This is a genomic window from Lyngbya sp. CCY1209 (assembly GCF_055795065.1).
Genome location: NZ_JAYFER010000395.1, coordinates 43,843 through 67,143 on the forward strand (window position 1 = coordinate 43,843; position 23,301 = coordinate 67,143).

The 23,301-nt window shown below is 60.0% G+C and carries 27 protein-coding genes; 11 read left to right on the plus strand and 16 right to left on the minus strand.

The genetic code is table 11. The annotated features are described in order from the left end of the window. Position 1 precedes the first annotated feature (1 nt). A complete protein-coding gene (gene cas6 / locus AC0QHF_RS11710) occupies positions 2-628 on the minus strand; it encodes a type I-MYXAN CRISPR-associated protein Cas6/Cmx6 (protein ID WP_324704393.1) in 627 nt (208 codons plus the stop codon). After that, positions 625-1,614 carry a helix-turn-helix transcriptional regulator gene (locus AC0QHF_RS11715; protein ID WP_324704394.1) on the minus strand — a complete coding sequence of 330 codons (990 nt, stop codon included), beginning with the start codon at positions 1,612-1,614 and terminating at the stop codon, positions 625-627. Before AC0QHF_RS11715 ends, cas6 begins: the two co-directional genes overlap by 4 nt. Positions 1,615-2,324: 710 nt before the next feature. Between AC0QHF_RS11715 and AC0QHF_RS11720 the strand changes: the two genes are divergently transcribed. Further along, the gene (locus tag AC0QHF_RS11720; RefSeq protein WP_324704395.1) at positions 2,325-2,564 is read left to right on the plus strand and encodes a hypothetical protein; all 240 of its coding nucleotides are present in this window, start codon (positions 2,325-2,327) and stop codon (positions 2,562-2,564) included. A gap of 197 nt (positions 2,565-2,761) precedes the next feature. Here the strand turns inward: AC0QHF_RS11720 and AC0QHF_RS11725 are convergent, their stop codons facing one another. The 6 genes from AC0QHF_RS11725 to AC0QHF_RS11750 form a co-directional block, all read right to left on the minus strand. Next, entirely contained in the window at positions 2,762-3,673 is a 912-nt protein-coding gene (locus AC0QHF_RS11725; RefSeq protein ID WP_324704396.1) for a hypothetical protein, read from the minus strand. Between the two features lie 318 nt (positions 3,674-3,991). Next, positions 3,992-4,555, minus strand: coding sequence for a hypothetical protein (locus tag AC0QHF_RS11730; RefSeq protein WP_324704397.1), 564 nt, complete (start codon positions 4,553-4,555; stop codon positions 3,992-3,994). A 159-nt stretch (positions 4,556-4,714) separates the two neighbouring features. Next, positions 4,715-4,999, minus strand: a complete 285-nt coding sequence (locus AC0QHF_RS11735; protein ID WP_324704398.1) for a hypothetical protein — start codon at positions 4,997-4,999, stop codon at positions 4,715-4,717. Continuing rightward, positions 4,986-5,906, minus strand: coding sequence for a 3'-5' exonuclease (locus AC0QHF_RS11740; protein ID WP_324704399.1), 921 nt, complete (start codon positions 5,904-5,906; stop codon positions 4,986-4,988). Before AC0QHF_RS11740 ends, AC0QHF_RS11735 begins: the two co-directional genes overlap by 14 nt. A 46-nt stretch (positions 5,907-5,952) precedes the next feature. After that, positions 5,953-6,177 carry a hypothetical protein gene (locus tag AC0QHF_RS11745; protein WP_324704400.1) on the minus strand — a complete coding sequence of 75 codons (225 nt, stop codon included), beginning with the start codon at positions 6,175-6,177 and terminating at the stop codon, positions 5,953-5,955. A gap of 139 nt (positions 6,178-6,316) precedes the next feature. Beyond that, positions 6,317-6,721 (minus strand): helix-turn-helix transcriptional regulator, encoded by a 405-nt coding sequence (locus tag AC0QHF_RS11750; protein WP_324704401.1) that lies wholly within the window; start codon positions 6,719-6,721, stop codon positions 6,317-6,319. 320 nt (positions 6,722-7,041) lie between these two features. On the opposite strand from AC0QHF_RS11750, the gene AC0QHF_RS11755 reads away from it, so the two are divergent. From AC0QHF_RS11755 to AC0QHF_RS11770, 4 genes are all read left to right on the plus strand, one after another. Next, positions 7,042-8,214 (plus strand): helix-turn-helix domain-containing protein, encoded by a 1,173-nt coding sequence (locus AC0QHF_RS11755; protein WP_324704402.1) that lies wholly within the window; start codon positions 7,042-7,044, stop codon positions 8,212-8,214. Beyond that, positions 8,205-8,642 carry a hypothetical protein gene (locus AC0QHF_RS11760; RefSeq protein WP_324704403.1) on the plus strand — a complete coding sequence of 146 codons (438 nt, stop codon included), beginning with the start codon at positions 8,205-8,207 and terminating at the stop codon, positions 8,640-8,642. Before AC0QHF_RS11755 ends, AC0QHF_RS11760 begins: the two co-directional genes overlap by 10 nt. 14 nt (positions 8,643-8,656) lie before the next feature. Then, complete coding sequence (locus AC0QHF_RS11765) at positions 8,657-10,057, plus strand: hypothetical protein (protein WP_324704404.1); 1,401 nt, start codon at positions 8,657-8,659, stop codon at positions 10,055-10,057. A gap of 63 nt (positions 10,058-10,120) precedes the next feature. Then, on the plus strand, positions 10,121-10,888 hold the full coding sequence (locus AC0QHF_RS11770) for a hypothetical protein (protein WP_324704405.1): 768 nt from the start codon (positions 10,121-10,123) through the stop codon (positions 10,886-10,888). Positions 10,889-10,895: 7 nt separating this feature from the next. Here the strand turns inward: AC0QHF_RS11770 and AC0QHF_RS11775 are convergent, their stop codons facing one another. Then, on the minus strand, positions 10,896-11,837 hold the full coding sequence (locus tag AC0QHF_RS11775; RefSeq protein WP_324704406.1) for a ParB/RepB/Spo0J family partition protein: 942 nt from the start codon (positions 11,835-11,837) through the stop codon (positions 10,896-10,898). Further along, entirely contained in the window at positions 11,834-12,589 is a 756-nt protein-coding gene (locus AC0QHF_RS11780; protein WP_324704407.1) for a ParA family protein, read from the minus strand. The genes AC0QHF_RS11775 and AC0QHF_RS11780 overlap by 4 nt, the downstream gene beginning before the upstream one ends. 324 nt (positions 12,590-12,913) lie before the next feature. Here AC0QHF_RS11780 and AC0QHF_RS11785 point away from each other — a divergent pair, with 324 nt between their 5' ends. Continuing rightward, positions 12,914-13,573 carry a PEP-CTERM sorting domain-containing protein gene (locus AC0QHF_RS11785; RefSeq protein WP_324704408.1) on the plus strand — a complete coding sequence of 220 codons (660 nt, stop codon included), beginning with the start codon at positions 12,914-12,916 and terminating at the stop codon, positions 13,571-13,573. A gap of 10 nt (positions 13,574-13,583) precedes the next feature. Here AC0QHF_RS11785 and AC0QHF_RS11790 read toward each other — a convergent pair whose 3' ends face one another. Continuing rightward, positions 13,584-14,243 (minus strand): HhH-GPD family protein, encoded by a 660-nt coding sequence (locus AC0QHF_RS11790; protein ID WP_324704409.1) that lies wholly within the window; start codon positions 14,241-14,243, stop codon positions 13,584-13,586. 172 nt (positions 14,244-14,415) lie between these two features. On the opposite strand from AC0QHF_RS11790, the gene AC0QHF_RS11795 reads away from it, so the two are divergent. Then, positions 14,416-15,318, plus strand: coding sequence for a competence protein CoiA family protein (locus AC0QHF_RS11795; protein WP_324704410.1), 903 nt, complete (start codon positions 14,416-14,418; stop codon positions 15,316-15,318). Positions 15,319-15,393: 75 nt separating this feature from the next. Further along, on the plus strand, positions 15,394-15,534 hold the full coding sequence (locus AC0QHF_RS11800; protein ID WP_324704411.1) for a hypothetical protein: 141 nt from the start codon (positions 15,394-15,396) through the stop codon (positions 15,532-15,534). 99 nt (positions 15,535-15,633) lie between these two features. On the opposite strand, the gene AC0QHF_RS11805 is transcribed toward AC0QHF_RS11800, so the two are convergent. Then, positions 15,634-16,281: an AAA family ATPase gene (locus tag AC0QHF_RS11805; protein WP_324704412.1), complete on the minus strand. Its 648-nt coding sequence runs from the start codon at positions 16,279-16,281 to the stop codon at positions 15,634-15,636. Here AC0QHF_RS11805 and AC0QHF_RS11810 point away from each other — a divergent pair. The 3 genes from AC0QHF_RS11810 to AC0QHF_RS11820 all read left to right on the plus strand — a co-directional run bounded on the left by AC0QHF_RS11810 (position 16,263) and on the right by AC0QHF_RS11820 (position 17,998). Further along, on the plus strand, positions 16,263-16,847 hold the full coding sequence (locus AC0QHF_RS11810) for a helix-turn-helix domain-containing protein (RefSeq protein WP_324704413.1): 585 nt from the start codon (positions 16,263-16,265) through the stop codon (positions 16,845-16,847). The two genes, AC0QHF_RS11805 and AC0QHF_RS11810, sit on opposite strands and share 19 nt — an antisense overlap. A 79-nt stretch (positions 16,848-16,926) precedes the next feature. Further along, positions 16,927-17,154, plus strand: coding sequence for a hypothetical protein (locus AC0QHF_RS11815; RefSeq protein ID WP_324704414.1), 228 nt, complete (start codon positions 16,927-16,929; stop codon positions 17,152-17,154). 640 nt (positions 17,155-17,794) lie between these two features. After that, the gene (locus AC0QHF_RS11820; RefSeq protein WP_324704415.1) at positions 17,795-17,998 is read left to right on the plus strand and encodes a hypothetical protein; all 204 of its coding nucleotides are present in this window, start codon (positions 17,795-17,797) and stop codon (positions 17,996-17,998) included. Positions 17,999-18,071: 73 nt separating this feature from the next. Here AC0QHF_RS11820 and AC0QHF_RS11825 read toward each other — a convergent pair whose 3' ends face one another. From AC0QHF_RS11825 to AC0QHF_RS11840, 4 genes are all read right to left on the minus strand, one after another. Then, positions 18,072-19,970 (minus strand): hypothetical protein, encoded by a 1,899-nt coding sequence (locus tag AC0QHF_RS11825; protein WP_324704416.1) that lies wholly within the window; start codon positions 19,968-19,970, stop codon positions 18,072-18,074. 88 nt (positions 19,971-20,058) lie between these two features. After that, a complete protein-coding gene (locus tag AC0QHF_RS11830; RefSeq protein ID WP_324704417.1) occupies positions 20,059-20,709 on the minus strand; it encodes a thermonuclease family protein in 651 nt (216 codons plus the stop codon). 36 nt (positions 20,710-20,745) lie between these two features. Then, positions 20,746-22,740 carry a type II toxin-antitoxin system HicA family toxin gene (locus tag AC0QHF_RS11835; protein ID WP_324704418.1) on the minus strand — a complete coding sequence of 665 codons (1,995 nt, stop codon included), beginning with the start codon at positions 22,738-22,740 and terminating at the stop codon, positions 20,746-20,748. Between the two features lie 118 nt (positions 22,741-22,858). Further along, entirely contained in the window at positions 22,859-23,260 is a 402-nt protein-coding gene (locus AC0QHF_RS11840; protein WP_324704419.1) for a hypothetical protein, read from the minus strand. Positions 23,261-23,301: the final 41 nt, after the last annotated feature.

The following is a 23,301-nucleotide window of genomic DNA, read 5'->3' on the forward strand; positions in this document are numbered from 1 at the left end:
TTCAACACTCCTTTACCGGATAAAACCAGCCACAGCCGAAGTGTTTCCGACCTCCCAAGCCACAACATTGCAGTTTGATGGAGTCTTCGTCTTTCAATCCTTCAACGCAGACACCGAAGCCCAAAATATTCTGGTGGCGAACTTGCAGCGCCCGCAGTGCCAAATCCCCATCGGCGTTACTTTCGATGTGAACGGTCGCGTCAATTTCGAGAGATTTCAGCGCCCGTTGACAAGACTCTAAAAAATGTACCGGAGCTTCTTGGCTGTGCCATTCTTTGAGTTTAAAAGTCACGAGTCGCGATCGCAACAGGGGACTGGGTTGGACGAGCGACATTCGCGGTTGAACCAAGCGAACCAGATGACCGCGCACGTCGAGAACCGCGTTTTGCAAACTGCGATACCACTGTTGGACTTGTTCGGCCGGACAGCGCAACCGCAGGCGAGAAGAACGATTGAGGAAAATGGTGCCGTCGCGATCGCCGACTCCCGGAACGCTGCACAGCAACACCTCGGGGGGAAATGTTTTTCCCTCCAATACCGTTTGCTTCAGAGCCGAATAAATCGAATAGCCGTGGTCGGCCGGGAGCGTTTTACCCCTGAGTTGAAATTGAATTTCCAGATAATTCATCGTTCAAATTTTCCAGATTCATTTTGTCGGGACATCGCGTTTGTTTCCTCTCGAAGCATTGCCACCAATTCGGGCGGATGTCTGGCGATCGCCCCCTTGCCGTAGCCGAGTACCCAGCGCTTGATGTCGTTCAAGCCCGCAGCCGTGAAGCGGAGCGCGATCGACCCGTCGGGGCGTTCCTCGATCGTCTGCGTCCCGTGCCAGGTTCGCTCGGTGATGTACGGCGCCGTTTCCGCGTCGAAGTCGATGACGACATCCACCGGTTCGCCGCCCACCTCGTACTGAAAGCTGTCGCGCAGTTTTTCCTTTAAATTGAAGGTCGGGTCGCGCTCGAACGTCTCCTCCAAAACCTTCAGCTCCCGGATGCGATCGACCCGAAAGGAGCGGATTTCTTCCCGCAGGTGGCAGTAGCCCCACAGGTAGGGATTGCTGGCCCGGTAGATGTCCAGGGCGTAGGGATCGACGTACCGCTCCGTGGGGGTCTGCTTCTTGGGCGAAAAATATCGAATCCACACCCGCCGCGATCGCGCATTTGCGTCGAGCAAACGGGTCCAAACGTCCGGGTCGAGGCGAATTTCGCCACCCGCCCGAAAGTGGACGCGCTCCTCCGCCAACTGCTGCAAATCGACCTGAATCGACTCCGGCAGGCGTTCGGCGAGGCGGTCGATCGCCGACTGCAAGACGCCTTGGTAGACCGAACCCGAATAGGATTGCAGCATCCGCGCCCCCAACGTGAGGGCAAACAGTTCGCCCTGAGCCAGCGGCAGGCTGGGCAGACGCCAGGTGGCGTCGGTGTAACGCCAGCCCTCTTTTTTGGAATACCGGAGCGGCGCGTGAAAGCGATCTCGCAGAAAATCCAGGTCGGCCGAGAGGGTGCGCGTGCTGACTTCGCACCGTTGAGCGAGTGTATCAGTTGTTTGCCGTTCCACTCCTCGAATTAAGTTGTCGATGACGAGCAACCGTTCGAGTTGGCGAGATTTGGACATGGACCTTCGATGTAGGGTATGAAATCAGCTTAAAATCCCAACTCTGCAACCAGACTTCAGACTTCGGATTTAATTTGAATGCCCGTCCGCGAAATTCTTCCAAACGATCTCAGGGGAAGAATGCGACGACCGTCGGGCGGTCGGTGGCCCGTCGCATCGCCACCTCGTGAACTCGGCGTTGCCATCAGGGGCGTGGAGCTCCGTTGAGAATGGTTCTGTCGGGAATGCGATCGATATCGGGAGTTTTCGTAGAGGTGCGGACAGGGGCGATGAATTCGGCACTCAAACGGACAGTGCGCCATCGAACGCTCCTCTCGCCGTCCGTCGGAGGGGGGCTGACGGACCGGACAACCTCAAGCATACGCCAGCGTGGATATCGCCAGCCCGGATGTTTTACAATTCTTAATTGATCCGCAAATGCCGGGGCCATTACAATGGGTTTGCGAGTCCCCGCCCGCCACCGTCAAACAGTGGGAAAGGTGGGAAAAGTGGGTTGATTTATCTTTCAAAAATGCGGGAGATTCGGGAGTGCCGCCACCCGCGAAATGCGCCCGCCCGAGCGATCGCGCACTTGCTGCCCCCGCCACCACCATTGAAAAAAGCCCGTCAGCGCGACCCTTTGGAATTGTCGATTTCAATGCCGTCACCCCCGGCGACGCGAATCTTTGCGGGGTGGGGATAATGGAAGCATCCGTCCCAGGTACAGACTCATGTTCGCCGAACTACTCGCCGCCTTCCTCGTCGCCCAAAATCAACAATGCGACCCATCCTACCCGTCCGACATCTACGGGAACCCCATCTGCATCCCCATTAACGTCCGGGACTTGGACTGCGAGGATTTGGAGGAGGCGGGGATGACCCTGCCCATCGTCGTCAGACAACCCGACCCGCACCGGCTGGACGGGGACAAAGACGGCCTGGGCTGCGAGGGGGGGACGCGGTGGGAGTGATGCCGTCCGGCAAGTGGAGCGATCGCCCGCACCGAAACAATTGCCATCCGGCAACCCGAATGGTCGGAGGACGACCGCCAGGGGACTGCTTGTACCTCCCATCTCCATCGTTTCCCGCAGAACAACGGCGGGGGCAAACGTTCGTTCTAGGGGAGAGGGCGCGATCGCGTGCAACTCTGTCGGTCGGGAAATGTCGGTCACTGGCCGTTGCTCAAGCCGGTGATGTCGATGACCTCGTTCAGGTCTGGAATTGACTCGGCGTTCAGCTTGAAGGTCAGAGAATAGGTTTGGAGAGTTTTATTAATCTCACCAATTAAATTTTCGGGGTAGTCAGGTGGCAGTGGGGGATTATCTGTTGTTTGACGACTTGCTGGCAGACCTTTGAGAGCCAGCGCGGTGAACAGATATTCTTCGAGGTTGACATAGGTTTGGTATAGGGTCATGTGCGTCTCCGCATTTTCCTCCAGTTGGAAAACGGTGGTGAAGGACGCGGTAAATAGGGAGACTGTGACGCTGGTGATAAAAATCCCCTTCGTCACGTCACCGACCCCATCCCAACCTTTCCGAATCAAGGTGGAAGCTGCCACCCCCGCTATGACCGTAGCTATGCAGGTCATTGTCGTGAAGATGGTCAGCCAGTAGTACATATCCCGGGCGATTCGCAGGTTGGTGATGGCTCGATTTCTGATGGTATAAATTTGTGCTTTAATTCTTTCCTGATGAAGGGTGCTAAGAATCGCGCTGTCGAGATATTTACTCAGGTCAGGATAAGGAGTTCTCTTGTTGTAGTAAGTGCTGTTGATGGGATTGACGGGAGTTTGCTTGATCCAAAATATTCGCCAGAGTTCGATCCGGGAATAATATATCAAATTGTCTCCCCACCTGTTGCACAGATTTGAGGTGGTATGAGAAATGGTAATGCCGAGAAGGAAATAAAGTAAGGATGTTAGCAGCATCGATGTGGGGAACAATATCAGTCCTAAATTCTGTCTGACGAAAGCTCCAAGTTTAAGGCGATTTTTTACGAACAAGCTAATTCTTTGGAAATCGATGCGATTGAGTTTTTCCGGTGCCTGCGCCGCACCTCCGTCACCGTCGGAATCCGTCATTTTGGGAACCTCCCCATTTGCTGATTAGTCGTGAACTGCCAACTGCGGTCGTCCGCAAGTTCAACTGAGTCAACGGCTCTCAACCGTCGCTTCACTCGCGGTTTGTACCACAATTGGACGAGCGCCATTGCCCCGTCAATCCCGAAGATATCGACGGCGATCGCGCCCGAACGTTCGATTGCAAATCCGTTATAGCCTGCGAAAATCCGAGGCGCACCCATTTGGATACAATTCTTCATCAACTGAGAATGCGACCGTTTAAAGAATAGTTTAGTGATGGCCATTTCTCTGACGAAAATGCGGGTTTTCCCACCGCCGTCACCCGAACGGTTTGCCCCACCACTTCCAGCATTCTTTGTTGAAGGGCGATCGCCACTTGAGGATGAGTTCCCGCTCCAACTTTAGTCGGGCGGTTCGGTCGGTTGGAACGTCCCACCAAAAGCCCGTCCGCACGAATACCTGTAAGCCGCAGTCCCGGTGCAGTTGGATGTAATTGCCGATGTAGGTGCGGCAGTCGTGGACGCCCCCCCACCGTTCCTCCGGCGATCGCTTCGTTTCGCCGACGTAGAGCAGCAGCGGCGCGGGTTCAGCCGCATCGGTGACAAAGTAGAGGCAGGTCTGGCCGCCCGTCGCCCCGCCGTCGAAAAATTCCCAGGGGTGGGGCGCGAGGGAGAAGGGGTCGATGGCGTCCGCATCGTGGCGGTCGGGTGCGAAGTCGAACAGCGCCGGCTGCTCGGGTCCGATGCCGTCCCGGACTGATTGTTGGTGGCCGAATATCTGCCGCTTCCACCGCAGCAGGGCGTCCGCGTCCATCTTCAGCTTGGGCTTGCGCTTCGGGATGGGGGGCGGTTCGGGGAGGTCGAATAAATTGAGCTGATCCATTGCATCGGTACGCTGGCGGACATTCCAGGGTAGCACGGCGATAAGAATCGTTTCCCCCAGAACAAACCGCTGACGGCGACCGCACCCGCTGGGGCGGACGGGTCAACCTCGAAGAACGCCGTCCCACGGGCAATCGGGCGTTTCCCCCAGAACAAAATATTACTGTCCGTCCGCGTCCCTCGCCTCGACAAACTCCAACTCTCCGTCAACGTACCGCGTCCCCGGCGGCGCCCAATTCTCTTCGGGGTCGGGATGCCAGGGATTGTCGATGGGTTCGGCATCCTCCCCCAGCCCCAGGAAGTCTCGGTACCGCACCGCATCGGCGGTGGGGTCGGACTCGAAGTCCGGGCAGGCATCCCCATCGACGCCGCTCGGATGGACGGCGCAGACCAGGTAATGGCTCCAACTGTAATAGCGGCACCGGAAGCAATCATCGACGATCATCGGCGTCCCCCGCTGTCAAGAACGGCTTCCATTCTTCGGGCAGGCGATCGCGGAATTCGGGGTAGGGGCAGGCGAAGAACTCGGAGGCCCCCGCCATCTCCTTCAGCAGCTCCAGGGCGGCGAGGCAGTCATCCAGGGCCCGGTGTCCGCCGCCGAGGGGTTGCCACCGATAATTCCCGTGGTGGTCGTCCCACTCGCCGCAGTACCGGGCGTAGAGCTCCATCAGGCACAGGGAGCGATCGCGGGCGAGTCCCAACTTCGGCAAGCCGCAGATTTGGCGGGAATGTCGCAGCGCCCCCAGGTCGAAGGACAGATTGTAGGCCAGCACCAACCGGCCCGCGATCGCCCGACGGAGTTGTTCCCAGATTCGGGGCAGCGTCGGCGCGTCTTGCACCATCTCGTCGGTGATGCCGTGGACGGCGGCGGCTTCGGGTTCGATGCTCCCGGACGGTTTCACCGGGGTATCGAGGAGGGCGTTCCCGGCGCGGTCGATGACGGCGACTTCGACGATCTCCGGCGCGTCCAGGCCCGTCGTCTCGGTGTCCAGGATAACGAACTCTCGGTCGTCGAGGATGTCCCGGGCTTGAAGGATCGCCAGGGCGCGATCGTGGAGCCGCCAACCGTCGAATTCCATCCACGCATCGAACTGCCTCGAACGCTCCCGCCGCTCCCGCAGGTTCGCCAGGTGTTCGAGCTGCTTCGGAGAGCATCGGCGCTTCGGCTTGCAGGCGGCGGGGTCGTAGAGCTTGAGAATGTACTTCTTCGTCTCGATGTAACCGACGGGTTCGGCCGGTCTGAGTCCCATCTCCGCCAACTGCTTCTGAGTTTTGAGGTGCGGGGGCGGGGGGTTGCCGCCGCCCCACCAGGAATATTCGGGCAAAGGTTCGGTCATGGGTCGCACTGACATCGGCATCGCTCCCCCCATTTTCCCCCACTTCCCGACCCGCACGGCGTCACCCGCCGGGGTCGCCCCCCTGCACCCTTTCGGCCAGGGCGCTGAGGATGCGATCGACCTGGAGGTGCCTCGCATCTTCGATGAGGGCGAGGATCTGGGCCGTCGGGATGTCGCAGATCTCCTGCGTTTCCCGGCACAGCCTCACTTTTTCGTCGAACGGAAGGGCGACGACCAGCCGCTTGGCTTCCTCGTAATCCGTCGGAAAATACTGTCGCTTTCTCATTGGGACCCAAGTTATATCAATCCGATACATTCAAATGTATCAATATGCCGCCGCGACTCGAACCGCCGCGACCGGCCGTCATTAACCTCACGTTAACGTTTGAGGCAAAAAAAATGCCCCGGGGGGGCAAAAGCGGGGATTACCGCAGGGTGGCGTGGAGTTCGCGGCCGTTTTCGGAAGTATCGGGTTCGGACGGCTTGCGGTTCAACTCGTGAAAGCGATCGGCCATCACTTTCATCAGCTCGGCCAGCTCTTGCTGATCGAGGGTCATGACGGTTTCCTTGAGTATGGCGATGTCGTCGGCGCTGCGGGGGTCGATGTCCTTTCCGTCGTAAGCCATCGTCAGCCAGACTTTGCGGCGGGAGCCGGGGGCGAGTGTTTCCATCGCCGTCAAAATTTTGTCCAACATATCGTCGGACGGCGAAACCTGGCCCCTCCGAATCCGGCTCAGATATCCCGATGACGTACCCGCACCCGCGGCGATATCTTTGACTTGCAGTTGGAGCCGATTTTGTACCAGGCGCAGGGCTTCATAAATCTTCATCTAAAAACCCCGGAAAAATGTTCTAGGAAAGGAGATTATCCGCTAGAATTTACATCTAGGGTCGCTCAATTAAACTTTAACGTTTTAATTCCCGTTCGCTGACGGGGATAAAGAGGCGACCCGCTAATCCCAGCGTACCACACAGAGGAGGTGAGAATGCCCGTCGGCGAACATTCGCCAAATTAAAAGCCCCGGAACTATTGACGTAGCTCCGGGGCGCCTGAAAGCAAAGGGCTTTCAGATTGATCACTTAATACTGAACAAAATTATGACACACGACGCATCATTTCGTCACCCCTCCGCAAAAAATGGAGGTGGACATGACTTTTAATTCAACGATCCTCGGCGAAGTCAAGCACCCGACCAACCTCCTGAAAGAGTACCTCGCCGCCTTCAAGAACCGCTGCCAGGCCGCGATCGTGAGCTGGTTCGACGGCTGGGGCAAGTGGGCGTGGGCGACCGTCCGGGGGCTGGCAGAAGAACTGGGCTACCACAAGGACACCATCTGCACCCACCTGAACAAATTGGTGCGGGCGGGCATCCTCCGACGAAGGGAGGCGAAGCGGTGGCCCACCGATAAGGCCTACGAGTACCGCATCGACCCCGAAGCCCTGGTCGCCCTGGTCTGGGAAAAGGCGATCGCGTCCCTGATGTCCCTGCCGCCGAAGGCTTTGGCATCTGTCGGAAAATTCGGACATGGACGGGCGGATATTCCGACGCCGACGGGCGGAAATTCGGACAATAACGTAAATCTTTCCGGTAAAGAATCCGTAAGTTCACAAACGGCGTTCGTGGAAGAAAAAATTTTGGGGGGACGAGAAGAGGAAACCCGAGGTGCGGGTGATGCCCCCGACCTGGCGGACGCATTGGAAGCCGTCGCCCGGGCGAAGGCGGAGATAGTCGAAGCGACCGATACCCGCCCACCGGAGGCGATGAAAGGTGCCGCGCCACAACCGGAGGACAAACCCGAGTCCCCCGTCCGACCCAGACCGTCGGGTGGGGACGGATCTTCCCCGGCGGATGTAGCACCGAAGGATTACAACTGCGCGACACCCGAAGCCGATCCGAGGTACGGGGAGATGAACCCCTACGAGCAGGAGGCGGTGGATCTGGCGGCGGAGGGAGCCGAGGAGCTGATGGGGGGGCGGCTCACCCCCGGCGTGGTCTGGCTGCTGTTGAGCAAGCCCCCGGCGGTGATTCTGACGGCGGTGAAGGCGGCGCTCAAGTACGCCCGCGCCCAGCGGGGGAGCGGACGCCGCATCGACCGGCCCATCGGAGTCCTGACCAAGGCGATCGGAGACGAGTGGAAGCCGAACAAGCCGCCGCAGAAGGGACAGAATGGCGCGTGGCGCGAGTACGAAGCGCCGGTGCAGCCCCTCCACAAGCTGAAGAAAATGTACGGCGCGGGCTGGAGGGAAGCCGCCAAGCACTTCGGACACTCCGATACGGCTATCGCCGAGTTTGAAGCCGGGGGAGGTGCGCCATGCCGATGAACCGGAAGCTGTACCCCCGAGACTGGGACGACATCGCCCGCCGCGTGAAAGACCGGGTCGGGTGGCGCTGCGAAGAATGCGATCGCCCGTGCCGCCGGCCGGGTGAATCGTGGCCGGAATTGGTGGAGCGCCTGTACGCGATCGACTTCCGCTGGTACGCCCAGAGCTGCGAGGAAGTGACCGACCCCGAGACGGGCGGGTGGACGGCGGTGGAAAAGCCCGGCCGGTTCGTGCTGACGGCGGCTCACCTCGACCACGACCCCCAAAACTGCGACCCGTCCAACCTGCGGGCGCTCTGTCCGGCCTGCCACCTCCGCCACGACCTGGACCACCACATCCGAACCCGCAGGGCGAACCGCCACCGGCGCAGGGAAGCGTCGGGGCAACTGACCCTATTCGACACCGACCGACCCGACCCCCTTCGTTAAATCAGGAGTCCACCATGTCCACCCTGTTCGACCTCTCCGCCTACACCGCCGACCCCTCGGCCGTCGGCGACTACGACATCGATGCCGACCCCCGTTCCGCCGCCGACCCCGCCTGGGACGACCTGGATCTGCTGGCGGCGATGGGTGCGCGATCGCGGATCGCCCGCTCCCCCGGCATCTCCGAATCCGAACTGGCCCGACACCTGGGCTGGACGACCCGCCGCCTCCGGCAGTCCCTCGATCGCGTCCGCGATCGCGTCGAACCCCACGGCGACGGCTGGCGGTTGCGGATTCCCCCAGAACAAGCGGACGAAACGGCCGACGCCGACCCTGCCGCCATTCCCCTAGAACAGACCGACGAAACGGCGTGGAAACCGGGCGATCGCGTCGGGTATCGCAAGGCTCCGCATCTCGCCGGGGAGGTGGCGGAAATTCTGCCCAGCGGCCGGGTGAAGGTGCGCTGGCCGGACGGCTCCCGATCCGCCTGCCACCCCCGCAGCCTCGTCGCCGCCGATGCCGCCGACGTTTCGCCCGACTCCGACGATGTTGTTCTAGGGGAAACACCGAGTTGGGAGCCGGGGGCGCGGGTCTTGCACCCGAGGACGGGTCGCCGGGGGGAGGTCGCCGCCGTGCTGCCGTCCGGGCGGGTGCGGGTGAGTTGGGATGGCGGGGGTCGGCGCAGCGCGGTATTGCCGTCCGGCCTCGTCACCGATCCGTCCCCGTGGAAACCGGGCGATCGCTTCCGGGAAAATTCCCGCCTCGGCATTCTCATCGAACGACAGCCGTCGCGGCGCGTCCCCGATGGTTGGTACGCGGAGTTCGACGGCGGGCGCCGCTGCCTGGTCAGTGAGCGGTACATCGAACCGGCTCCCCTCGACGCCGACGGTCAGTTCTGCCTGCTGGCGTCCGACAGCCCAGCCGACCCGGACGAACCGCCGGAACCCGGCCCCTCCCATCCCTTCCATGCGGGCGATACCGTCCGCTACGAGGGGGAAGTCACCCCCTACCGCGTCGAGGCGATCCACGGCGATCCGCGCAAGGGCTGCGATCGCGTTCAAATCTGCCCCCCCGACGGCTCCCCCCGCTGGGAACGGCCCGAGGTGCTGCGGAAACTCGACGTCCCCGACGATCCATCGACTCCCCCAGAACAACCCAAGAAGAAGCGCCGCTCTCCCAAGGGGCGGGGGACGGGTCGGATTCAGTGGTGCGAGGCGAATAAGAAGCGGAATGCCGCCAAGGGGAAGCCGCCGAACCGCTACGCCATCTATCAGTACAGCTACACCGATGACGGCGGCTTGCAGGTGAAGCGCTCCGTCACCCTCAAGAAGTCCCAGGTGGCGCGGGTTGCCGAGGCGATTGAGAGTGGTACCCCCCACACCGACATCCTCGCCATGCTCGGGGTGCCGAAGAAGTAAGAGAACTCGTGAGATACTGAAGGTACATTGAGGGTTCGGAGGGTCTGCCGCATGAATTCACGGGTGCGTTTGTCTGTCGCCGTCGCCGCGATCGCGCTGCTGTCCGCCTGCGAATCCCGCACCGTGGGCGACTTCCTCCGGACGCGCCCGGACATCGACGTGCAGCCCCTCCCCTCCGACTGCCCTCACCTGCCCGACGGACTTCCGGTCGGACTCGACGCTTCCACCCAATTCACCTGCCGGGACGATTACGCCTTCGCCATCGCCGTGGATTCCCAAACCCAGCAGCCCGATTTTGTCGCCTACTGCGTCGCCGGGGCGGATGACACCGACGCTCCTCCTTCACCCCCGCCGCCTCCCCCGCCTCCCCTGCCCGACCCGGACGTTCCCCCGGACGACCTCCTCCAGCCCGACGACTACGAGAACGTCGATGCGATCGGCTACGAACTGGGCCGTCACTTCCCGCCGTCGCTCCCCCACACCGACCCGGATTCCCCCGCCTACGCCGTCAACCTCGCCCCCCGTTCTGCCGACCTCGAAGCGGTGTGGCGCGACCTGGAAGCCCACCAACTCGAACTCCTCAATCGGCACGGTTCCCTCTGTGCCATCACCGGCCCATTTTTCTTCGACGGCGATACCCGCCGCTTGCCCTCCACCGATAAATCCCACCGACTCCCCGCTGGCTATTGGATTCTCCTCACCCTGCCCGATGGGAGCCGCCAAGCCTACGTCTACGAACAGGAGACTCCCCCCGATACGGACTTCCGCCTGGGACGGACCGAACTGTTCGAGCTCGAATCCTTTGCCGGGTTGGTCATCGTGGGCGACTGACGGCCGTTCATTCCCCTCCGAACAATTCCTCCAACTGCCCCAGCAGCTTCTCCAACTTCCGCCGCTTCTTCGGGTCGTCCCACTTCGCCACCTTCGCCCGCTTCGCCAACTTCGCCATCCGCTTCTCGGGCGTCTCGTTCGTCTCCCCCTCCGTCGCCTCCGTTGTCCCCCGCAGTTCGGTGATGCGCCCCCGGATTTGACTCAGGGATAACTTCTGCGCGATCGCCTCCTCCAACAGTTCCCGCCGCTTTGACTCGTCCTTCACCTGGGCGATCGCCATCGCTTTGGTGTAGGCCAGTTGCCCCGACCGCACCGCGTCGAGTACGTCTTCGGGTTTGTTGAGCAGGGCCAGTTTGGTTTCCACGAAGGATTGCCACGCCAGCCCCGCCGCCGCGAAACCGTCCTCCACCGCCCGCGCCTCGTCGCTACCCAAAACGTTTTGGGTAACTTTTCCTTTCCCCTCGTTCCGCATCCGGTGAAGGAGGGACACCACCTCGCCGCGGCTTTTGTCCAGCCGCACTTCCAGCAGCTTCAGCATCCCCTCGGCTTCCTCGACCGGGTTCAGGTCTTCTCGCTGCACGTTCTCCAGTAGGGCCAGTTCCAGCGCTTGTTTGTTATCGAGTTCCCGCACCACCACGGGAACGTCCGTCAGCCCCGCCAGCTTTGCGGCTCGGTATCGCCTCCCCCCGGCGATGATTTCGTATCGGTCCCCGACGGGGCGCACCAGCAGCGGTTCGAGGATGCCGTGTTTCCGGATTGTCTCGGCCAGTTCCTCCAGTTTGTCCGGGTCGAAGTGCTGCCTTGGTTGGTAATCCGGCGGCTTCAGTTTCGCGATCGGCAGGGTGGTGGCGGTGCGTTCGGATTCGGATTCGGCTGCGGGTGCGCCGAACAGCAGGTCGATCTTGTCGCCCAGGCTGCCGTTGTAGGGTTTGTCTCGCTTTCTAGTCATGAGTCGGTGTCGATTTCCTCCGCGATCCGTTTGAGTACCTTTACGGCTGGGTGCTTCGGTTTGTACAGCGCCAGGGGCTTGCGCTCCTCGGCGGCGTCGGGGAAGGCGGTGCTGTCCGGCACGGGCTCGAATACGGGCGCCAGCGCCGTCAGTTCCTTCCGCATCTGGTCGTAGGTGCGGCCGTGCTGCGATCGCCGTCTGTCATATTTCATCGGCACGAATCCCGCAAATTCCAACGTCGGGTTCAGGTGTTTCCGCACCCGGGCGACGGTTTCCAGCAGCAGCCCCGTCCCGAAGTAGCTCTTGAATTCGGTTTCGATGGGGACGAGCAGGTGCGTCGATGCCGCCAGCCCCAGGATGGCGAGGAGTCCCAGGCTGGGTGGGCAGTCGATGAGGATGTAGTCGTATCGGTCCGCCACCGGCTCCAGCGCCAATTTCAGCCGCCGTTCCCGGTTCATCGCCCCCACCAATTCCATTTCGGCGACGCTGAGGGTGATGTTGGTCGGGACGATATCGGTCAGGTTTTCGGTTTTTTGGATCGGCAGTTCCCCCTTGTCGAACAACGCCTCGTACAGGGTCGCGTCCAATTCGGTCGGGTCGATGCCGCAGAATGTGGTCAGCGATGCCTGGGGGTCGAGGTCTACCAGCAACACCCGCCGCTTGCGTTTGGCGAGGGCGTAACCCAGGTTCATCGTCAGGCTGGTCTTGCCCACCCCCCCGCATTGGTTGAACGTGGCGATAATTCGGCTCACGATTGTCTCTCTCCTGTCTCTTTCCACTGTAGCGCTTTCGTCCATTCTCGCAGACGGGCGTCCGTTTGGCGATCCGATTTTTCAATCCGCGTAGCGCACCTATCGCTTCCCCATTACCCAAAACGTTTTGGGTAACTCGCCCTTCCGTCCGCATCCCGTCGGGATAACTCCGTCCGCACCTCGGGGGAAACGGAGGCGGGCGGGCGAATCAATTTTACAAAAGCTTTATCAAATACCGCCGTATTTTTACAGAGCCACCTTGTCTTTCGGGAGAAAGTTTGGAATAGTATTGAACCAAATTCCATTGGATTTACAACTTTTAAAATGAATCGAGCAATTTGTCTGTCGAGTCTGATAGTCGGCAGCGTTTTGATGCCGGGTGTTGCGAATGCCCTGATGCCCACTCCCGTAGATTGGAACGACATTACGGAGGGCGAAGTTTTTGGCGTGGATGTCACGGCGACGGGCTTCACCTTTCCGTCCGAAGATTCTCCGTCAATCGGGGAAAGAGCATTTACCGGCTCGTCTTTTGCCGCGGCTCCCCTCTCCAATGCCGAGACGATTTATAACTACATTTCGACGGACAATTGGAGCGTCACCTTCGATGCCCCGCTGTCGGATTTATTCCTTTACGGGTGGTCGTGGCGGGGAACAACCACCGTTTTTAATGTCGATCCTCCCACGACTTACACCTTCAGTTCGCCATTCTCGATCTTGTCGGGTTTCGACGGCTCTACCGTCAGCGGTAACAGTCTGACCGTACCCGATACCGGATTTTTGGCGGCGGGTATTCTCAAGTTTTCCGGGCCAATTTCCGAGTTGTCGGTCATTTCGGAGGGCGAAAACCCTGGTGGAGGTCAAACTTTAGCTTTCGCCACGACGGGAATTTACGAGCCGGAGTCCGTACCCGAACCCGCATCCGCGCTGGGGCTGTTGGCGCTGGGCGCGTTGGGCGTTTCCCGGCTGAAGCGCGATCGCGGTTGAACGCGCCCCGTCAGGACGGCGGTTCTTCGTTTGCGTAGCGGCACCGCTCCCGCAGGGGGCAGTCCGGACACTTCGGCTTCCGTGCGGTGCAGGTCAGGGCGCCGAAGTCGAGCAATGTCAGGTTCCACCGTCCGGCGTTCGTTTCCGGCGCGATGTCGTCCGCCAGTTGCCACAGCGCTTTTTCCCTGGATTTGATCCGCCCCCCCTCCAGTCCGAAGAACCGCCCCAGGATTCTCGCCACGTTTGCGTCCAGGACGGCGACGGGTTTCCCGAAGGCGTGGGCCAAGACCGATCGCGCGGCGTACAATCCCACCCCCGGCAGGTTCAGCAGTTCCGCTTCCGAGTCGGGTACTTCGCCGCCGTATTTCTCCACCACCGTCCGCGCCGCCGATCGCAGGGATGCCGCCCGCTTCAGCAGTCCCAGCGGCCGCAGCAGTTCCAGCAGGTCGTCCGGGTCGGCGATCGCCAAATCTTCCACGGTCGGGTATCGCTCCAGCAGTTCCTCGTACACGGGTGCCACCTGGGAGGCCGTCGTCTTTTGCAGCAGGCATTCGGCCACCAACAGGCGGTAGGGGTTTGCCGTCCGCCGCCAGGGAAAGTCCCGCCGGTTCTCCTCGCCCCACGCCAGCAGCCGCTCTCGAAACCAGTGCGCTTCCGCTTCCGTCGCCATGCCATCGCCCCCCGATTGCCTCCACTGCTTCAGTTTATCTTTCCCCTAGAACAACTGTCCTCATCCCGCACCGCGCCGGCCCCCGACCGTTGACGTTTAATTCCACGTCCCCCTCTCGAATCGCTACAATGCACGGTGGCGGGTGCATCGGCAACAATTGAGGATTCAAACCATGTGGCTGAAGTACGGCGCCGACCCCCACGGACATTTGAAGGAAGTCGGGAACGTCCCCGGCGGAAAAACCAATCTCGCCTGCCCCTACTGCGGGGGGCGACTGACCGCGAAGAAGGGCCGGGTCAAGTCCCACCACTTCGCCCACGCCGGGGAAACCTGCAAGCCCGTATCCGAGAGGCACAAGACGAAGCGCTGGCCGGGACTGCCCCTGTACGATCGCTTCAACATCCAACTGCCGGGGCGGGAGGTGGAACAACTGAAGGTGCTGTGGCGAACCTACGGCGTCCGGGGTGCGGCGATTCCCCGCGACCTGATTGACCTGCGGTGGCGATTGCGGGGGTTAATCGAGTGCGACGGCGATCGCTGCGAACTGTCCGACCTGGGAAAAATCCCGGTGGGGGCGCTATCCCTGGGAAAATTCAACGCCGTCCAGGAACCGCTGCTGCTGTCCGAGTGGCAGGCGTACCGGGGCAGGGCGGAACGGGCGGACACGGCAAACCTGTCCGCCGCCGGGGAGTATCGGGCTGACCTGAGAATCTACGAGGCGCAGTTGCGGCGGATTTGGCTGAATCAGCTCTACTTCCTGGAGGTGAGGGCGGACGGCCACCTGTTCCACAAGATCGGCATCACCCGGCGGGAGATCGGCGATCGCATCCCCGAGATTCGCCAAGACCTGAAGCGACAGTACGCCACCGTCGAGGTGAACCTGCTGGGACTGTGGCGGCACCGGGGCAACGTGGAGCTGTACTTCAAGCACCGCTACTCCGAGTTCAACCACCGCATCGGCGGGCTGACGGAGTATTTCCGGTTCCCCGACGTGAAAGCCGTACTCAACGACCTGCACGGCATGGGGCCGAAGGTGCTGTCCGAGGTGGAGGAACGGATACTGCGGGAAAGCTGACGCCGTTCGGGGGGAGGGATGCGATCGCGGATCGTCCCCCGCCGAGTGGTTCTAGGGGAAAGGGATGGCGGGCGATTGGCAATTAATGCGGGCCGTCGCTGGGGAGTGAAAGGGCGATCGGTGCCGGCCTCCCCGATGTTTGAGGATGTCGGCGCTGCGGGGGCGCTGTCGATCGCGTGGGGAATGCCCCGGTACTGGGCGGTGGCGACGGTTTGAGTGAGTTCGGGGGTGCGATCTCCGCAGATCCGATCCGCGATCGCCCGCTTTGACTCGCCTTCTCGAATGCCAGGAAGCGACGATGGGGAGCGCGACACCTCAGATTTCAAACAGTTTTCCCCAGTCGGCATCCTTCTGGTCGAAGAACCCGTCGGGCCAGTCCTCGATCGCGCCCCTTTCGTCACACCGAATTTCCGTGCGATCGCCCCCGTGGCTCAGGTTGTAGATTTTGAATAACGCTGCGGGAATCTCCTGGGCTTTGACCGCGATACGGAAGCCGTCCAGGATGACGTCGCTGTCGGTTTCAATGACAATTTGGATGCCCGCGACAGCCGCTCGGACCATCACCCGGGTCAGTGTCGCCACGGTGCGGGGGTGTTGCATCAATTCCGGCTTCTCGATTGCCACCAGCTCTCCGGGCTGGGCTGACAGCAATTTGACCAGGATCGGCTGGACGGCGGAACTCGATGGGGGATGGGGGTGGCAGTGGGGGAACAGGTCGTCCGCGTACAGCGCCAGGTTCTCTCCCAACCGCGCCGCGCCCGTGTCCGGGTGAACCAGCGACTCGATAATCGGTCGGTCCGGATCGAACGTCAGGGGAGTTCGGTTTAGATGCAGCGCCCGGGTTTGGCATTGAGAGGCGATCGCCTCCAGCAGCGTCGTCTTTCGGGTGCCGGGGAGTCCCACAATCAGGGTGACGCTCCCCAGCTTCAGTTCTCGGCCGTCAATTGTTACGGTTTCAATCATCTGTTTGCCTCGGTTCGGGACATGGAAGTTTCAGCCTTCGCCTGGGTCCGTGCGATCGCCTACATGAGTGTATCTCGCAAAACCATTCCCCATCGCGCACTTATCGCACCTCTGCCACCGCGTCGGCGAATGCCGTCTCGAAAATAACTGCGGCGCGGTCGGGTGCCTACGGCGTCCGGGTTCGGAAGTCGGCGGTCGGCGCGGCTTTTCCACACCGGCTCCGATTTCACCGCCGAGACACTGGTGCATTGATGGACAACGACCATTCCGACCGACCCAGACCCCTGACGGCGCGGCAGTTGGCCCTACTCTCGGGCTACCGCGACTGCAAGCTGGGCCTGTCCCCCCGCGCTTTCTACGCCAAGTGGAATGTCACTTACGAACAAATCGCCGACATCTGCGATCGCTCCCCCTCCACCGTCCGCCGTTGGTTCGCAAGGGGCGACCGCTACCGCCGCCCGACTCCGAATGACCTGCGGCACCTCGCCCTGGTAGACCTGCTCTGGGAGCGGTGGGACGACCTGCCCGACGACCTGAAGCGGCGGTTTCACCGCACGGATGGTTGATTATGTCAAGGGACGCACGCCCTGTTTTCTCGGAAGGATTCCGCCTACCGTGAATTCGGAGCGCTTTACATCGTGTGCCATGACCACTTTCAACAGGCTGCATCCCTGGTGTCTGGTGCGATCGCCCGACCGCTTGGAGGGGGAGTCCGCCTCCCCATCTCCGGCTCCGGTCGTCGCCCGCTTCCGGTCGTGCAACGACGCGATCGAGCATGGGCGCGTCCTGCGTCGGCTCATCCCCGGCGTTCGGTATCGGGTGGTTTACGACCCGCCTGACAAGGGCGGCGCTTCGGCTTCTGAGCAAGTCTAACGGATGGAAAAAGAACCCAAGTTAATTCTCACCTATGCCCTCTCGTTCGGGGGCATTTTTTTTGTCCACACATTCGCACGGGTTCCTCTCCTCGGGTGCGATCGCGCAGCGCTTCAGCGAATTTCTCCACCCATATCGGATTGCCTGAACGAGTGAGTCGGAAAGCGATCGCCCTCATCGCCCGTCGCCTCGAACACTCTTTGTTTCCAATCAACTAATTTCCTCAACGAGTGAGGAGTCTTGGACGAGATGTGGCGCGGTTCTAGAGCTTTCGCAGTTTCCAATCAACTAATTTCCCCAGCGAGTGGGGAGGGACCCCCATTGTAACCCCGATGGGAAGGGAAGTCCAGACGCCGTTTGCGAGCCTCACCCAATTTTGCAGTACATCGTACTGATGCCTCATCCCGATCGCGCCTCGAAACGCCCACGGGGAGGGATGTCGAGGCTCCCGACGAAAGAATGGGCATTTGAGGCTTTTTCGGTTGACCCTCGCAAAACTCATTTCGCAGCCTTTAATAAATGACAGTCGAGCGCGGATTCGTCGTTGCAGTTGGGTCGGCAATTGCCCGCAGACTCCGGTGGGCGGCGGGACGCATCGGGTTTCGCCGTGGGGTTCGCTCGGGGGCGGGTATCTCCTCGGATGTTTTCGGCATCGCGCCCCGTCCTTCCCGCACCCGCTGGCTTGGCGGTCGGTTTCGCGGGGCGATCGCGGCATTTGATACGAGCAATCCGGCACGAGTGCGCGATCGCCCACTTTGACTTGCCTTCTCGATCGCACCTCGACTGCCTCCACCGCTTCAGCTACCTTTTCCCAAAGCAATTCTCCTTCTTCCGCACCGCGTAAGCGAATGCCGTCCGGAAAGTGGCGGAGGTGGTGCGCTGCGCGATCGGGCAAAACCGAGCACCGGGGGCGACGTTCAACAGGGGTCGCCCAAGTGTTTTTTTAGGTAAGAGATAAACGTTTCATAATCTTCCTTTGATGTAAAGCATTGGTGGGGAAATAGCAGCGGTTCTGTCTCGGACAGATATAAAAGGATGAAGTCGTCACAACATTTGTATTTGTGAAAATCTGTCAGCTTCCTTTCAAACGTTTCAAGTTCAGAACCTGTTATTTTGATTCTATCTGGGAATATGAAAGTTTGGGATTTAGCAGTCATGTATGGTTTGTTACGGTCGTAAAGTTGCGAGTTTTTTTTGGATACAAATAAATGCCAATATAATTTTGGAAATAAAAAACAAAGCGTCGCCAATAAAATCAGTGGCGAATATTTGAAAATTTCGTTTTCGATTCCTCCAAAGAACAGGAAATATACGGACAAAAAAAGCAGCAAGCAGCGAACATTGTTGTAAATTTTCCAGCAGATTAGTCCGGGCGATTTTTCAAAGTTATATGCCTTTATCAAATCTTCCCGCGTGAGCTTGTATTGCAAGGTAATCTTTTCCGGAGGAGTCGGTTTTGGAGTCGGAGGAGTCGGTTTTGGAGTCGGAGGAGTTGGTTTTGGAGTCGGAGGAGTCGGTTTTGGAGTCGGAGGAGTCGGTTTTGGAGTCGGAGGAGTCGGAGGGGTTGCGGGTGGCTTAGAAGCGATCTCTTCAACAATCAATTGAATCCAATCTTCCCGATTTGCTTTTTTATAAAAAACGCTACATTCGACTTCTTCTTTGACTTGATAAAACGCCTCTTCGTCGCTCAGTATATTGGTTTTATTGCTCGATTGCTCTCTGTAAATTAACTGGGCACAATTTCCCACCATCACAATCAATGAAGCGTGAGACAATGCGTTGACATTCATTGCATTGAAAAGGTTGAGTCCCAGTGATTTGATGAACATATCGCTCGCCCGCTTTCCGAGCCAAGCCGTACCGAATGCCGCCAGGGATTCAAATTGTCGCATCGGATGCTCCAACTCGAAATCGTAGATCCCCGCAATCTTGTAAACCATTTCGGCGCATTCCTGCGTGACCGTTTTTAAGCCACACTTAGAACTGGCATCTTCGAGTATATCTCGAATTTGCTGATCGGAAGTTAGATTATTGATAAAGTCACCCGTATAACTGCTTGTAGTCGCTTTCCAAGCCGTTTCTCGGATCAGGATTTCTGCAATCTCGTCATTTGTGCGATCGAGATATTTTTTCTTGAGTTTTTTTACGTCGTTTCTCGCCCGTTCAAAATTAACATCAAACCAAAGATCTGCCAGCGGATCGAATGCGCGACTGACCGATTTTTTGGCTTGTTTGATCAGCCATTTTATTAGTCTATCCCAGTCCTCCGTATCGGCTTCATATTTTATTTTTTTGAGCTGACTGAGTTCGGGATTATTCTCGATTTTACCGTTGATTTTATCGATTTTTTCTTCAATTTTTATTGGGGGTGAATTTGGCGGCTCTTGTTTCGGTGGGATAGTTGTCTCTGTAGCGTTTTTATTTGAAGCATTTGTCTGCTGATTTTTTAACTCGATGATATTAAGTTCCAAGTTGTTGAGCAGCAATATGGTTTCGACTTCATACTGAAACTTATTGGTTAGTTTTTCTTTCAAGTTGCGCTTCAGATTTTCGATTTCTTTATTGTCGTCTCCATTTGAAATGTCGCTTTTTATCCGCCTGTTTAATCCTTTTAGTTCGGCTATTATTTCTTTCGTCCTGAACGGGTTTAAGCCGTCATTTTGACCCGTATTGCAATCATACTCCCTTGCCAACTCGTCAACAATTTTTCCTTCCCGCGCCTTCGTCCAGACAATCAGAAACTTTTTGCCCTTTCGTTCGGGCGCTTCCATGTATTCGCGAACTTGTTTCTTTAACTCGATAGTCTGAGTTGCCATGATTTCTGTCCTGTCGATAGGGTCGTCGGAGCGTTGAATGGCGCGATCGCACTTCGAGCCGCGATCGCCCCCGGTCGGATTGACAGCCTCACCCCTCGCAGCCGTACCCGTCGCCGTCGCCGTCGAAGCCGTGGGGGTCGCGCCCCCGAACCGGGAAGTTGCGGTGGGGAACGTCGGGGCAGTTCAAATCGGGGGAGTAGGGGGGGATGCAAATGGTGGGGTAGGACGGGTCGCATTGGCTGCGGGCCGGCTGGGTTTGGGCGTCGCAGTTGCCGTGCCGGAACGCCTCGGGGGGGCAGTTCGCCGCACCCCAGAAGCCGATCGCCATGCGTTTTGCCAGCGCCTCGGCCCTCAGCAAATCTTGTTGACTGCCGGGGCAGTTGTCCAGGTAGCGGCGGTAGACGATCGCGTGTCCCTCCCCGACCAACCGCACGTTCACGTTGCCGTCGCCGTTGAAGATGACGCCCACCACCCGGCCGTACCGGTCCTTTGCCACGGGGACGATAGTGACGGACGAACCCGCCGGGGTCAGTTGTTGCAGCCTGCGGGTCGCCTCCGCCCCGCCGCCCTGCCCGGACTCCGGCGCGTCGATGCAGGCCAGCCGGATGGTGGCGTCGTACCCCCGGGCGCTGACGGTGAGGGTGTCGCCGTCTTCGATGGATGTCACCGTCGCTTCCACCGGCGCGGCGCGGGCGGGTGAAGGAATGAGCAGGAACAGCAGGGCGAGGAGTCGTTTCACGGTTCGTTTTGGGGGAAAGGGTGGGTCGAATTTAAACTAGAAGTTATTTCTCAATTCATCCTCCGTAACTCGGGCATTTTTCAGAATCTTTTTGAGCGTCCCGTAGGGCACATCTCCCGCATGGCGGGGGACGTTGCACGACAGGGTTTTTTCCAGAATGACGTGGCTCCCCTTCTGCCGGTCCACGGAAAATTGCAGCCGCTTCAAGCCCGCGATCGCTTCGTCGGCAGACAGCTTCGGCATCTTCCCTTTGGACAGGGGGGCGGGGACGAACAAATCCCCGGGGCGGATCGGACGGTCGCCGTCGGCATCCTCTTTTTCGTAATCCGCGATGCGGCTTTCCAGGTATGAAATTTTGGCGATCGCCTCCCCGAGTTCGCCGTTCAGCCGCTGCTTGTCCGCTTCCAGCTTCCCGTTTTCTTCGAGGGTATAGATTTCAAAGTCGCGGGACTGCTCTTTGATGTATTCCGCCTCTTTCCGGGCCGCTTCCAACTCTCCGACGTCGGGCTTCGCCGTCAGTTGCTCTTCCAGGTCTTCGGAGTGCCGCCGCGCCGCTTCCAGGTCGTGTCGCAGTTGGGCGATCGCCCGCTCCCGCGTTTCGATCTGCGTCCGGGCGTCGGCTTCCCGCTCCCGGGTCGCCGTCAGCTCCCGCCGAAGCCGTTCCAGGGTGCGGGCCGTCTCCCGCAGTTGCCGCTCCCGGCCGTCGGAGGACTGCTGCAAGTCCGCGATCGCCGCCTCCCGTTCGTCGATTTGCTCCCACGCTGCGGCCCGGGATGCCTCGGCCCGGGACAGTTCGTCCCGCAGTTGCCGCAGCCGTTCCGAGCCCTCGTCCTGCTGCCGCTGGGAATCGGCGAGTTGGGCTTCGTAGTCCGCGATCGCCCGCTCCCGCGCTTCGATTTGCTCCCGCGCTTCGGTGTGGGATTCGACCGCCCGGGTCAGTTCGTCCCGCAGCCGTTGCAGGCGTTCCCGGCTCTCTTCCCGCCGCCGTCGGGAGTCGGCCAGCCGGGTTTCGTAGTCGGCGATCGCCGCCTCCCGCCCGTCGATTTGCTCCTGGGCTTCGGCGTTGGATGCGTCGGCCGCGGCCAGTTCGTCCCGGAGCCGCTCCAGGGTTTCCGAGTTCTCTTCCTGCCGCCGTTGGGAGTCGGCCAGTTGGGTTTGGTAGTCCGCGATCGCCGCTTCGAGGTCGAGCGCCCGTCCGCGCTGCTCCTCTCGGTGGCGCTCCAACTCCTGCCGCGCCCGCTCCTGCCGTTCGAGGAGCGCCGAATTCTGTCGGATTTGTTCGTCCAATTCCCGGCGGATGTCTTGGGCCTCCCCGACCAACCGCTCCCGCTGCTGCCGCTTGCGGTACAGCACCAGTTCGACGAGCAACCAACTGGCGAAGCCGCCCAGGAGGAACACGGCGACCGTCAGGGAAAAAATCTGGGGCCGGTTCCGGAACCGCAGCAAACCCCGCGCCCACCTGCCGTAGCTCTCGACGAACGGCCGCGGCTTGCCCCGGACGTAGTAGACCCGCCCGATGACAGTCCCGGCATTGACCCGCCCGGTGGGTTCGGCTTCCCGTTGGTAAGACCCGGCGTAGGCCCGCTCCGCGAACAGGGGCGGGGGGTCGCGCAGCACGTCGTAGGGGTGTTCCGACAGGGCGTCGGCGTCCAACCCGTCCGCCCAACTGCGGCGGGAGTCGGACCGGTAGATAATCCGCTGGCCGGCGCAGTCCGCCTCGGCGGTCATGCAGTCCGTGACCGCCAGCCCGAACAATCCGTAGTTGCTATCGACCGTGCGCTGGAGTTCGTCCGCCTCCCCCCGGATGAGGGCGTAGGAGAGTTTCGTCGGCAGGGTGTGGGACAGGATGTTGAAGTCCACCGTCTGCACGGCGGCGATCGTCCCGTACCAGTAGCTCTTGTGGTTGCCGTAGTTGGGGACGGTCGCCGCGCCGAAGGAGATGACACCGATGATGCCCAACCGCCCCAGCATTTGCCGGACGAGTTTGGCGTTCATCTTCGAGAGCGACTGTTTGATGGGTTTGAGTTTCATGAGTTGACGCTGCCCAATGGTTACTTATCGGCGCGGACGGGAAGTTTTACGCGGACCGAAATCGATAGGTGCGCTTCGCGGGTGGTGGAGGGGAAGTTGTTCTGGGGGAAACGCGGCATCAGAAGTTGTCGAACAGGCTGAATTCGAGCAGGTTGCGGATCGAATCGCCGAAGTCCGCCCCGTCCTTGGTGCGATCGAGGGTGTCGTAGATGTCCGTCTCGGGCGCTTCGGTGGTGAACACCTCCCGCTGGAGGGTGTAGAAGTGGGTGTAGACGCCCTCGGTTTCCATCTCGGCGGTGACGATGCGGAACCCCTGCATCCCGAGTTGGTTGAGGAATTCGTGCAGGGTCTTGATTTGTTTGGGTTTGATGCGCTTGCCGTTGACGTAGAGGTTCATGATCTCGTTCGTCATGCCGCGCCCGAGCAGTTGCACCCGGATTTGCAGGAATTGGTAGGCCGTGCGGGTTTTGACTGCGGGCCGGGACGGTCTGGGCGCCGGGGGGAGTTTGGTCGTCGTCATGGTCGTTTACCTCTCGTTGTGCGAGTGTTTGATGGTCGGGG

What these genes read in the sequence shown, in the direction of transcription:
- AC0QHF_RS11795 (WP_324704410.1), top strand. Translation starts at nt 14,416, where the DNA reads ATGTGGCTGAAGTACGGCGCCGACCCCCACGGACATTTGAAGGAAGTC.
- AC0QHF_RS11725 (WP_324704396.1), bottom strand. Translation starts at nt 3,673, where the DNA reads ATGACGGATTCCGACGGTGACGGAGGTGCGGCGCAGGCACCGGAAAAA.
- AC0QHF_RS11820 (WP_324704415.1), top strand. Translation starts at nt 17,795, where the DNA reads ATGTTTTCGGCATCGCGCCCCGTCCTTCCCGCACCCGCTGGCTTGGCG.
- AC0QHF_RS11790 (WP_324704409.1), bottom strand. Translation starts at nt 14,243, where the DNA reads ATGGCGACGGAAGCGGAAGCGCACTGGTTTCGAGAGCGGCTGCTGGCG.
- AC0QHF_RS11730 (WP_324704397.1), bottom strand. Translation starts at nt 4,555, where the DNA reads ATGGATCAGCTCAATTTATTCGACCTCCCCGAACCGCCCCCCATCCCG.
- AC0QHF_RS11735 (WP_324704398.1), bottom strand. Translation starts at nt 4,999, where the DNA reads ATGATCGTCGATGATTGCTTCCGGTGCCGCTATTACAGTTGGAGCCAT.
- AC0QHF_RS11760 (WP_324704403.1), top strand. Translation starts at nt 8,205, where the DNA reads ATGCCGATGAACCGGAAGCTGTACCCCCGAGACTGGGACGACATCGCC.
- AC0QHF_RS11740 (WP_324704399.1), bottom strand. Translation starts at nt 5,906, where the DNA reads ATGTCAGTGCGACCCATGACCGAACCTTTGCCCGAATATTCCTGGTGG.
- AC0QHF_RS11805 (WP_324704412.1), bottom strand. Translation starts at nt 16,281, where the DNA reads ATGATTGAAACCGTAACAATTGACGGCCGAGAACTGAAGCTGGGGAGC.
- AC0QHF_RS11750 (WP_324704401.1), bottom strand. Translation starts at nt 6,721, where the DNA reads ATGAAGATTTATGAAGCCCTGCGCCTGGTACAAAATCGGCTCCAACTG.
- AC0QHF_RS11825 (WP_324704416.1), bottom strand. Translation starts at nt 19,970, where the DNA reads ATGGCAACTCAGACTATCGAGTTAAAGAAACAAGTTCGCGAATACATG.
- AC0QHF_RS11715 (WP_324704394.1), bottom strand. Translation starts at nt 1,614, where the DNA reads ATGTCCAAATCTCGCCAACTCGAACGGTTGCTCGTCATCGACAACTTA.
- AC0QHF_RS11840 (WP_324704419.1), bottom strand. Translation starts at nt 23,260, where the DNA reads ATGACGACGACCAAACTCCCCCCGGCGCCCAGACCGTCCCGGCCCGCA.
- AC0QHF_RS11835 (WP_324704418.1), bottom strand. Translation starts at nt 22,740, where the DNA reads ATGAAACTCAAACCCATCAAACAGTCGCTCTCGAAGATGAACGCCAAA.
- AC0QHF_RS11755 (WP_324704402.1), top strand. Translation starts at nt 7,042, where the DNA reads ATGACTTTTAATTCAACGATCCTCGGCGAAGTCAAGCACCCGACCAAC.
- AC0QHF_RS11785 (WP_324704408.1), top strand. Translation starts at nt 12,914, where the DNA reads ATGAATCGAGCAATTTGTCTGTCGAGTCTGATAGTCGGCAGCGTTTTG.
- AC0QHF_RS11765 (WP_324704404.1), top strand. Translation starts at nt 8,657, where the DNA reads ATGTCCACCCTGTTCGACCTCTCCGCCTACACCGCCGACCCCTCGGCC.
- AC0QHF_RS11720 (WP_324704395.1), top strand. Translation starts at nt 2,325, where the DNA reads ATGTTCGCCGAACTACTCGCCGCCTTCCTCGTCGCCCAAAATCAACAA.
- AC0QHF_RS11745 (WP_324704400.1), bottom strand. Translation starts at nt 6,177, where the DNA reads ATGAGAAAGCGACAGTATTTTCCGACGGATTACGAGGAAGCCAAGCGG.
- AC0QHF_RS11775 (WP_324704406.1), bottom strand. Translation starts at nt 11,837, where the DNA reads ATGACTAGAAAGCGAGACAAACCCTACAACGGCAGCCTGGGCGACAAG.
- cas6 (WP_324704393.1), bottom strand. Translation starts at nt 628, where the DNA reads ATGAATTATCTGGAAATTCAATTTCAACTCAGGGGTAAAACGCTCCCG.
- AC0QHF_RS11815 (WP_324704414.1), top strand. Translation starts at nt 16,927, where the DNA reads ATGACCACTTTCAACAGGCTGCATCCCTGGTGTCTGGTGCGATCGCCC.